An 11,518-nucleotide genomic window follows, 5' to 3' on the forward strand; every position below is an offset into this window, starting at 1 on the left:
ATTCTGTAATTATTTTTTTCATTAATTATTTACCTCCATATATTAAAAATATACCTAATTTTAGGTATATTTTATAAATATCAAGAGTTTTCGACAAAATTAAAGTTTGCTATTAGTATCTTTTTAAAAATATTTACAATTATTTTAATAGGTTATGCAAGAAGTCTATTGAATTAATTGATAATTTCATCCAGGACCATATAAATAAAATGTATTAGATTTTTTTAATGCTTGTAAATGTGCTAATAAATATGGCCACATTTTTGGGGATAAATAACTTGGTAAATTATTATCAAAAGGACCAATTTTGTCATCAAGTTCTTTTACACTTGCTCTTTTCTGTCTTAAATTATCACCAGTATCAATATATTTCATACCATTTGAAGGAAATGATGTCGCACTAAAACCAAATCGTTCATGCATTGGTTTATTTGAATCATCAGTTTTTAAAAGATAATTTTTAATTTCAATACTAAACTTACGTTCAATACTAGTTTTAATTTGACCATTAAAACGAAAACTTAATTTTATCGTAAAATTTTGAATTCCCGGCTTTGCTTGTGACCCAATAAAAAGACTAATTCAAAGCGGTTGAACATCATATGTTAATTCAGACAATGTATTTTCTCCTAGCGCATCAGGCATATATTGTACTCCTGGGTAAATATAATGATTAGAACTTGCTGCATTTGGAAAAGCTTTAATATAAGTTAAAAAAACAATCTCAGTAATAATTGCTGGGTCTTTATCATCATTTACAATTGATACTTGTAAATCATTATATTTAGTAATATCTTCCTTATTTAATAAAATTAACTGTGTATTAAGATGTTGATTTCTTCATGCTGTTAAGCGTGGATGATCATTTGTACACTTCAATAAATTTTTACGATTTCCATAAAAAAATGGATCACCGTTTTTATCTTCATTATAAGCACTATAAGTAAATTTTGAATCACCAAAAAAAGTATGGAAATATGAATTATCATCTGCTTGTGGATTTTGATTATTACCACAACCATACTGAAAATTAAACTGGTTATCATAGCGACCGCCACTGCCACCACCAGGATAATTCCCTTCAAAACGACTACAACTAACAACCATCATCACAAAAGGAGGAATTAAAACAGCAACTAATAAAATTTGAATCATATTTTTAAACGATATTTTTTTCATTTGTTTATTCCTCTCTTAAACCATAAATCCTAAATGAACACATTGTAAAGTGCTTAAATCTAGTGAGGTATCTTTTGCATTAATTAATTCTAATCATACCCAATTCTTTTTCTTCCCACCTGAAGAAAAGGTATATAGTTTATCTAATGTTGTTTCCTTTTCAAGTAAATTAGGATCAGAATATCCATTTTTACGAAATTGTAATTCAAAAACACCCATTGTTAAATTATAATGGTATATTGTATCAATTGCCTTAATAACAAATAATTTTATATCATCATATAAACTACCTAAGGTATTATTTAAAGTGACATTTTTATTTAAAATAGCATAATCAAAATTATGATTTTTAAAATCTTTACTCGTAATCTTAATAGTTCCTGCTGTATTCATTGTAAAAGTTTCCCCATGAAGTTTAAACAATGATGCTTGCAATCGTTCTGGAATATATTTAAATAAATCATTATTAATTGTTAACATATTATCTTTTCAGAAATAAATTTATTACTTAATTTTATAAAAAAAACTAATATCCTTATTTAAGGTCATTTGTCCTGGTTGTAATTCCATCCCAGCTGAAATATCTAATCCCATTTTTGAAATTGTTTATTAAAATTATTAAGAATTACTTGGTTACTTAATAGTTTATTTCAACTATCAACAAGTTTATCTTCACTGTCAATTTGTCCTTTTGAATTATCAAATTTAATAAATTGATTGTTAATAAAATTTCAAATTGGACGATAATCAAACTGTAAAAAACTATGTCCATAAAATTCACTTTTTTCTGTTGCAAAAATTCCAACAGTAAACCAAAAAATATAGTTAGTATTAGTAGAATTAATTGTTTTTGCATTATAAAAATTACTATCATCAACATAACCATAATAAATATCAACTCTTAAATTTTTGACAATATTTAATCCTAAGTATTTTGTAAACCCAGCATAACATTACTACGAATTGATGGCATTAATCCATCATCGTAACCTCGAAGACTATTTAAGCCTCCTTTGTTATTAGTCATAATTGATTGTGGTTTTAATAAAAGACCTAAATTTTTTGTTTCTTTTCATAATATATTAGTTGAAATCAAACTAAAACTTGTAGTAATAGAAAAAATAAATATCATTAAATAAAATAATTTTCGCAATTTTATTTTCTCCATTTTATCTTTTTTGGTTTATAGGTTCAAATTCAATTATATTAAAAAAACAAGATAACAACTAAAACTTCAAAAATAACTTGAAAATAAAAAATCTAAGTAAACCTTAGATTTTTTATTTTGTTAGGTTTATACTTCGTTTGCATTAACTTGCTCTTGAATACTCATATGATTAATTTTATAAGTTGAAATTCAATATGTTATTAAATAGATTCCTGCCATTAAAATAAAAGTAATTGGAATCGTAATTCATGGGAATCCAAATGGAATAATTACTTTAGCAATTGCAATAAACCCATAAACACTTAGTCATAATATTAGTCACATTATCCCAACACCTAAAATCCATGCTAGAAAAGCAAACGGAGTAAATATTCCTAATGTTAAACTATTAATTTCACGATTTGAATATCCTAAAGCTTTCATCACAGCCATAAATTTTAAGAAATAATTAACAAATGATTCTGTCATAATATATACAATAATAATAGCAGTTATAATCGTAATAACAACAAAAATAATTGATAAGATACTTGAAATTCAAGCAAGTTTTTCAATAACTTGCGATTTAATAATTAAATAATCTGTTCCTCCAACCCCACTAGTTAATTGACCATTCATAAAATCATTCATTGAATAGGAACCATCTGAGGAAGAAAGATTAAATCGTGTTGTTTGATCAACTTGATCATAATATTCACTAAACTTACCATTAAATCATAACATTGGATTATCATCTTTGTTATCATATAGTTCACTAGAACTTGTATCAAAACCAAGAATTTTATTAGCAATAACTTGATTTACATACGCTCTTGGAACATCATATGAATTTTGAATCCCAACAACTTTATATTTAATATTTTTAGTAATTTTCCCAATTTTTAATAATCCTTGGCGTAATGCTTCTCGATATCAGTTAGTTGGAAACCCGGTTATTAAATCACCTATGCCATTAATTTCTTTATCAAATTTATTATCAAAAGGATGAATAATATAATAATCACCGTCTTCAATTTCTTCTTTAGTGACCACTCTCTGATCAGCAGGACTACTAAGGTCTAACAAGCCGGGTAACCGACGTCCTGTTGTTGCAGAAATCGTTGAATTTTGAAATTCACCTTGTTTAAAAGCATCAACTGGTAATTTTAAAACAAAATTTTTAATATTATAATAATCTTGAACTTTACCATTTTTATTTTCAAAACCAACACGTGTTTTGTTTCCAATTGTTAATTTTGTTAAATCAAGGGTAAACGGGTTGAGATTATCATCAGACCAACCACTTGGTAACTCATATGACCACGCTGCTTGATCAACAGTACAATGAAGTGCATCATCACAATATTGTAACTGCTGAACACTAGTAGTAGTTTCAATTATTTTATCTAACAATAAATTATATTTACTTTCTGCGGCTTTATTTACAACCATTGGAATAAAATCTGTCCTAATATTTAAATTTTTACTATTATCTAAAATTTTTTTAATTGTTTGATTTGGAAAAATAATTGTTTTATTATTTACATTAATTCCATATGTTGGAAGAATAAAACTTGAATCTGATATATTTGTTATATATCCGGTATAAACATCTTCATTTTTTGAATTATAAGTTGAAGTTCCAAAAGTAAAATTAAATTGTAATTTAGCCAAATCATCTTTTAACCACATTGCTCGAATTTTGCCTGGCATAATATCACTTGTTGCATATTGTGCACAATAAGTCCAACGGTCAATAATATTTGGGTCTGTTGGATGAACTGGTGATTTACCAAAAGCACGTGGCATTGTTGAACATAATAAAGTATCAATTTGATTTCGAATATCAACATTTTCACCATAACTTTTATACATATCATAAAAAGTACCAATTGATAAACTTGTTCCTTTTCCAACCATAAAATTAAAAATAATCATATTATTTAATTGTTGTGCATATAAATGAGAATTTTTAGCATTAATATAATTTTTTGTTGATAGCCATTTTCCATTATATAAATAATCACTTACTAAAGAATTTTTAATTAATGGATATGCTGCCTCAGATGAAAAACCAGGACCATTCCAGTCATACATTTCATAACGACTAAAAGGAATATTCCCAATAACGTTTGTATATTCATACTGGTTATCATAATTTAAATTGGCATAATAATCCTTACTAAATTTATTGATTCCTGTTGGAATTAAAGTTGCTAATGTTAAAAATAAACTAGCAACAAAAAATGTTAAAAAAAATCAACCAATTTTTTTCATTGAAACAGCCATCATCACGAAACGAAATTTTGTTGTAAATTTTTTAAAATGAAAAATATTACTAATAGAATAAACTAATTTTGAAGTTTTAATATTTTTATTTGGATTTAATAAATCTAATGGGCTGATTATTAATTGCCGAATTGCTGTTACTAAAATTGACAAACTACTAACAAGACCAATAATTCCAAAACAAATTGCAAATGGAATTAACGAAAATGAAAAGTTAACTGGAATAACAAAATAACTATTGAAAACACTCATAATAGGTAATTGTAAAAATACACCAATAATTCATCCAATCGGAACTCCAATTCCAGTTACTACAATCGCATGAGCTAAATAGGAAATAGCAATTGTTATTCCACTATAACCATTTGCTTTTAAAATTCCATTTGCAATTTTTTGTTGATTAATAATTTTTTTAATTAAAATTACTAATGTAAAAATTAAAACAATTAAGAAAATAAGACATAAAATAATTGTAATCGTACGATAAAATTTAATTGTAGTTCCTAACAAAGAATAACGTAAGTAAACTAACTTTGTTTCATCACGGCTTTGTAATGGGACATTTTTATCACTTGGATTATTTAAATTTCAAAAATCAGCTGATAAATATTTTTTGAAATTTTCAAAGGCTGTACCTTTATTTTCCGGTAAACCAACATAATTAATATATAATGTAGAATTTTCTTCAATATCAGTGTTAGCAGCAATAGACTCACTACGATAAACTTTTTCAGAAACATAAATAATACCATCTGTTTTTGGATCTGGAAAAACATCAGTATCATAAATTGTTGGATAAATATTAGTTGGATCTCCACCAATAGCACCAACAAAGAAATTTGAATTTTCACCAATTGTAAGTTGGTCTCCTACTTTTAATTTTTGAATATGCGCAAATTGTGGCGTAATAACAACATACACATCATTAATTGGATTAGTTGGATCAAAAGAATCATATTTTTTAATAAATTTTAATTTATTATCCGATAATAATTGTGTTCAATTAATAATTTTATATTTTAAATTTGATGTTAAATCTCAATATGCATATTGTTCACGTAACTGAAATGAAAAGTTTGAAGCTTTAGCAACTAATGCATAATAGGCTTTTGTCAAACCATAAGGCCCATAAGGTTGATTCCGAAAACTATTATTTTTATTATGATTATAAAAATCATTAACACTAAAAACAGCGTTTTCAATATTATTATTATAACCAACATCAAGATTATTATTAATAGTTGGTGAATAATAAAGACTAATTTTTGTTAAAGGCTGTGATGTATCTTTTACTAAAAAACTTAAATCACCATTTAATTTTTCCTCAAATATTCTATCTTCAATGCTAGCTTTAGTAGGGATTTCATCTACGCTTCCTCGTAAATCAACATCTTTTTTTCATTTTGTTATACCATTATTAACAAAATCAATAACAGCATCTTTTAATTTTGTTTCATCTGTTATACCTGAATATTTTTTATTTAAATATGCAATAATTAAATTTATTGTATTTTGTGAAATATCACTATGCGTAAAATTATTCATAAATTCTTCAATCAAAGGTAAATTATTTTGATTAAAAAGATAACCTTTCTGATCATATAATTGTCCAATTACAGAAGTTTGAAAAGCTTCATTATTAACGTTGAAACGATATAAACCATTATTTAAAAAAATTGGTGCACTTTTATCAAGATCAGTAAAAATAATATTACTTACTTTATTTGCTTTAGAATCAAAAGTAAATTTTATTTCAACATTATTATCCAAAGCTTTTAATGCGCCATCTTCACCTAAATGAACATAAGGCAATGTCCACTGTTCCCCATTAACATCAGTAATCAAATGATAATCATTGCTAAAAGCATATCATGGAGTAATTGTTTCAACATTTTGTCCTGTTTTCTTTTTACTGTCAAATCTTAATAAATAATCATAAGCAAAAGTTCCTTTCCCCATAAATGAATATGCATTAGATAAACGTGTATTAACAATTCACGAAGAAGTTGTTAATAATGTTAAAAGCGCAGCTAATATTATAAAAATAATTAACTGTGCTTTTTGCTTAAACATACTTTTTAATGTTTGTAAAAACAGCAACATTTTTAGATCTCCTCTTTTTCAATTAACTATTAATAATAACGAGTATTGTTATAGTATCAAACAAAATCATTTAATAAATATGAATTTTTTGTTAAATCATCTTTAATCCCTGGATTATACAAGAAACGAGCTTGGTTATTAAATTGAACAACATAACTATATTTAATTTTGTCACTATTTGTTAAATATTCATTACCCATTCCATCATAATCAACTCAGTCTTGATTGTTTCATGTTTCGCCCTCTGGTGCAATATTATGACGTTGTTTTGGGTCTTTTTCTTGTTCAACATATGAAGGAGAATTCCCTGAAGCGGGATCAGTATATCCTAATGGTTTTTTATGACGTTCTAATTTAGTTGAAGCATCTTTTGGACCATAGTAATCTAATTGATAACGAACACCTGTTACAGAACCATCAGTTACAATTGCCCCTAATTTTGAACCATCTACACCAGTTCCTGATGCTGTAATATATCATTTTCTATCTAAGAAAATATTATCAAATCAATCTTCTGCATTAACTTGACTTGTTAATTCACCAATATAACCATTTTGTGAATCTAACATTACTTTTATTTGTGTAATAAATTTATGCATTGATTCATGATCAGGATAAGTATTATTTCCTCCATGCGCTCAAATATTAATGATATCGAATAATGACCCTTGTTTATATTGACCTGTTTGTTCATCAAAACCATAACTATTTAAGATAAACTTAGCATATTCACTATCAGGATCAACTGCCATTAAGTCTTCTTTAAAGCCATTTTTATTCGGTCCTTCATTATAAACATCATCAATTGTTTTAACATTATCAATATTTAAATTATAATGTCCTTCACTATCATTACTGTAAAATCAATTTGCTAATCCTGCAATTCCTTTTAATAAATTAAACAAATCAAAGTTTGGTGCGTTTAACATTTGCAATAATGTTCGAATTAAAGCAACAACACTATCTTCAGCAAAATTCCCAATTAAGCCTTGGAATTTTAAAAGACCCTCATAAACTGTGTTTGACATTATGCGATTAAATTTTTGAACATCAAAATTTGAACCTTCTTTTGCCAAAGCTTCTGTAAATCAATTTCCTAAAACAGAATACCATTTTAAAAAGGCATTTTTATGTTCTTTTTTATCACTTGTTAGATCTAAATATTGTTTCTCCTCTGACATAATCACGGTTAGAGATTTTGCCACAACTGGACTGTTAAAAATATCATAAAGTTTCATACTTTGAATTGTTTTATCAGGGTTATCTACTTCACCATCACTTTGTTTTTCAACATTAAGAACTGTTTTTTCAATAGTATCACGACTAAATATTTCTAATAATGGACTATTTGGTTTAACATTACCTGAATTATCAAAAAACTGGCTTTTTATTTGTTTTAAAATAAAAAACGGTGCTGCCAAAAAAATTCCTGCAATTTTTTCACCAGAACGATTATTTTGAATAAATGGTAATAATTGTGCTAATAAATATAAAACTGGTAATTCTAATCCTGATCCAAATTGGCCTAACATAGTGATTGCTTCATCAAAATATTTTAAACCAAATAAATCATATAATGAACTTGACTGGTTCGCCACAGCCTTCCCAAATTTAATTTCTTCACCACCATCTTTATAAGACAATATTGACTTTGTTGGTGGTGTTGAAAGTGAATTATGATATAAAATATTTGATACATAAGGACCCGATGATGAATCATAATAATTACTTCATCCAGCCGTTCTGTTAATATAATTAATAACTGATTCTGATTTTTGTGACAATGTATTTGCTAAAGCTCCAGTATCATATTGAGCTCATGCTAAATTTGGATTTGCAACAAAATCTCTGTAACGCCCTGTTGCATCTGTTGTATTGCTAGGATATCCTTGGTTAGCTTCTGTATTTCACTTTGAAAAATCAGTCATTGCAGCAATTGATGACATTAAATTATAAGTATTTCGCTCTGGTTGATAATTATTATCTGTTGCTTTTCAAGGATTATAATAAAGATTATTTAATTTTTTATATTCTTCAACATAATCTTTAATTTTAATTTCTTTCCCGCTTTTAGTAGTAAAGACTCCTTTTAAATTTCTTCCAATATTGTTTAAAAAATACTGTAATGTTGGAAACCCATAAGTATTCATATTTTCATGACGACTAGCAATTAAAATTTTAGCAATTGTACTAGTATATTTGACTAAATTTCGAATTGTTGGGTCGATTTTATTAAGTTCACTATCAAAATAATTATTATTTTGACTATTTTTTCCTTTTGCACAAGAAACTACCCCTAACATACTTGCTGACATTAAAGTTGTAGATCCTAATATAGAAAGTAATTTTTTCATTTCCTTCACTCCTTTTATATTTATTAAATTTTTATAAAAATCATTAATTTAAAAGTCAGCAGATAACATTAAATTATCATTACCTGCTTATAACCATTAATAAAAATTGTTGTATATATTAATTGGCTTATCCATACTCAAACAATTATTTTTAATTGCTAAAACAAAATATTTTAAATCATCATTGTTTTTTTTTTTTTTATGATTTTGTGTTTTAGCATTATTTTTATTTATTAAAACAACATTTCAAAAATAAATTCAAAGTAAAATAATTATAAAAATATTTTTAAAAATTGTTGATAATTTAATATCATTTATATTTTCAATAAAATATAAATTTAAAATTAAACACAATAATAACAAAATAAAACCAAACGATAATCTCCGAAAAATTTGTTTTACTTCCATTACGCTATTATTAATTACAATAGTACTAATTAAGCTTCCATAACCAATCATTCATAAAATTAAATAAAATGAGTTATTTTTTGTTTTTAAAAATGCATTAAAAATAAAATTAAAAATAACTGGAGAAAAAATAATTAAAAAGAAAATAGCAATTAATTTATTAAATAAAATAATAAAATTAAAATATCTTGTCTTTGTTGTGCTAAGAAAGATTGCAAATAATAAAAAAATAAAATTTAATAAATTAATTGTTGATCTTTCTATTCATCTAAAAGAAAATTGAATAAAAATATTAAGAACAAGCAAAATTGATAAATTGCTAATAAAAGTAAAAATAAAACTAATAATTGCAAATTTAGTAAAGGTGTTATTAATATTTTTAATAGATTTTGTTTTTAAAAAACTAATGCGGATTAAAATACTAATAATGAAAAAATAAAAATTCAAAAAAATTGATGAAAAGATATTAAAGTTAATAAATCTATTAAAAGTGATAAAAATTTATTAACATTTTTTCTACTCCTATATTTTTACATATTAATATTATACAAAAAAAAAAAAAAAAGCAAGGGCTAATTTTGCTTTTTTTAAGAAAATTAAATTATTTAAGGTCAACTGAAGCTCCAGCAGTTACTAATTGTCCTTTAATTTCTTCTGCTTCTTCTATCTTGACTTTTTCTTTAATTACTGCTGGTAATTTATCAACAATTGCTTTTGCTGCCATTAATTCTTTTCCAGTAATTTCTTTAACTAATTTAATAATTGCAACTTTACTTGGTCCTGTATCTGTTAACACAATATTAACCTCTGAAGGACCTGCTGCTGCTCCTACTTCTGCGGGAGCAGCAGCAGTTGCTGCTGCAGCTACAACACCAAAATGATCTTCAATTCCTTTTACTAATTCATTTAATTCCGATAATTTCATTTCTTCTAATGCTTTAATAATATCATCTTTTGATAATGCCATAATATTTTCCTCCTCATTAAGATTTTTCTATAAAATCTTTGAATAACATAACTAATTATTCAGTTTTTGTTTTAGCAATTTCTTTAACTGCTATTGCAAACATACGTAATGGGTATAGTAAACTTGCTCCAAACATTGATAATAATTCATCTTTTGTTGGTAATGCTGCAATTTCAACAATTGCTTTTGTATCTAAAACTTTACCCTCATAAATTCCAGCTTTTAATTTTATTGCTGGATGTATTTTTGCAAATTCTGCTAAAGTTTTTGCGGCAGCCATCTGTTCACCTGTACCAAACGCAAAAGCATTAGGACCTGTTAAAAATTGGTCTAATTCAGCAAATCCTGCCTCTTTAGCAGCCAAACTTACTAAGTTATTTTTATATACTTTAATGTTTACATCTTGTTTTGTAAGCATTCTTCTTAGTTCTGTAAATTCAGCAACCGTTAATTTTTGATATTCAACAATAACTGCTGAATTAGCATTTTTAAAGTTATTAACAATTTCATTAACAACTGCTGTTTTAATTTTCATTGCTGGCTTCATTCTTCGCCTCCCTATAATAATTTTAAAAGCAAAGGCAATTAACCAAGTGGATTAATTGCCTAAAACATTATTTAAATAATATAAAAACATGTCATTGTTATATATCTCAATAATGCCTCGGCAACATAATTAAGATTTAATAAAATCCGTTGCTGTCTATGGTATAATACCAAATAATATAATATTATAATTTTTGTTAAAAGTCAAATAAAAAACGTTATTTTAAAAAATTTTATTAATCTTGTTTTACTTTCGGCTTATTTTCTTATACCGATTATTGGTCGTATAAATTATTTAAGGGTCTTAAATTAATATCTTAGAAATTGTGGAATAATATACCACTTACTTATTTAGATTGTATTACTTTTAATTTTAATGTCAATATATTTTTCTATTTTTTTAAATTTTTCCACAACAAAAAATACATTTTTATTAAAATTATTTAATTTCTTAGATAAAACTAATAAAAATATAAATTTTTTTGTAAATTATTATTTACAAAATTATTAACTGAATAATTAAAT

Annotated in this window: 8 protein-coding genes and 1 other annotated feature; all 8 genes read right to left on the reverse strand. The window is 25.4% G+C overall.

Features of this window, described 5'->3' with window-relative positions; genetic code table 4:
• Positions 1-165: 165 nt before the first annotated feature.
• The 8 genes from EHV01_RS01075 to rplJ all read right to left on the reverse strand — a co-directional run bounded on the left by EHV01_RS01075 (position 166) and on the right by rplJ (position 10,994).
• Positions 166-1,179: a hypothetical protein gene (locus tag EHV01_RS01075; protein ID WP_422065820.1), complete on the reverse strand. Its 1,014-nt coding sequence runs from the start codon at positions 1,177-1,179 to the stop codon at positions 166-168.
• 15 nt (positions 1,180-1,194) lie between these two features.
• Positions 1,195-1,659 (reverse strand): hypothetical protein, encoded by a 465-nt coding sequence (locus EHV01_RS01080; protein WP_422065822.1) that lies wholly within the window; start codon positions 1,657-1,659, stop codon positions 1,195-1,197.
• A 445-nt stretch (positions 1,660-2,104) separates the two neighbouring features.
• On the reverse strand, positions 2,105-2,332 hold the full coding sequence (locus tag EHV01_RS01085; RefSeq protein WP_422065823.1) for a hypothetical protein: 228 nt from the start codon (positions 2,330-2,332) through the stop codon (positions 2,105-2,107).
• Positions 2,333-2,473: 141 nt separating this feature from the next.
• Positions 2,474-6,718 (reverse strand): ABC transporter permease, encoded by a 4,245-nt coding sequence (locus EHV01_RS01090; RefSeq protein WP_422065824.1) that lies wholly within the window; start codon positions 6,716-6,718, stop codon positions 2,474-2,476.
• Between the two features lie 29 nt (positions 6,719-6,747).
• Positions 6,748-9,072, reverse strand: coding sequence for a hypothetical protein (locus tag EHV01_RS01095; RefSeq protein WP_422065826.1), 2,325 nt, complete (start codon positions 9,070-9,072; stop codon positions 6,748-6,750).
• Between the two features lie 96 nt (positions 9,073-9,168).
• Positions 9,169-9,786 (reverse strand): hypothetical protein, encoded by a 618-nt coding sequence (locus tag EHV01_RS01100; RefSeq protein WP_422065827.1) that lies wholly within the window; start codon positions 9,784-9,786, stop codon positions 9,169-9,171.
• 295 nt (positions 9,787-10,081) lie between these two features.
• Positions 10,082-10,447 (reverse strand): 50S ribosomal protein L7/L12, encoded by a 366-nt coding sequence (gene rplL, locus EHV01_RS01105; RefSeq protein WP_422065828.1) that lies wholly within the window; start codon positions 10,445-10,447, stop codon positions 10,082-10,084.
• Positions 10,448-10,502: 55 nt separating this feature from the next.
• Positions 10,503-10,994 carry a 50S ribosomal protein L10 gene (gene rplJ, locus EHV01_RS01110; protein ID WP_422065829.1) on the reverse strand — a complete coding sequence of 164 codons (492 nt, stop codon included), beginning with the start codon at positions 10,992-10,994 and terminating at the stop codon, positions 10,503-10,505.
• 72 nt (positions 10,995-11,066) lie between these two features.
• Positions 11,067-11,174, reverse strand: a sequence feature (ribosomal protein L10 leader region).
• Positions 11,175-11,518: the final 344 nt, after the last annotated feature.

This window comes from Spiroplasma sp. hy2, assembly GCF_044714365.1.
In the GTDB taxonomy this organism is placed as follows: Bacteria; Bacillota_I; Bacilli_A; order Mycoplasmatales; family Mycoplasmataceae; genus Spiroplasma; species Spiroplasma phoeniceum.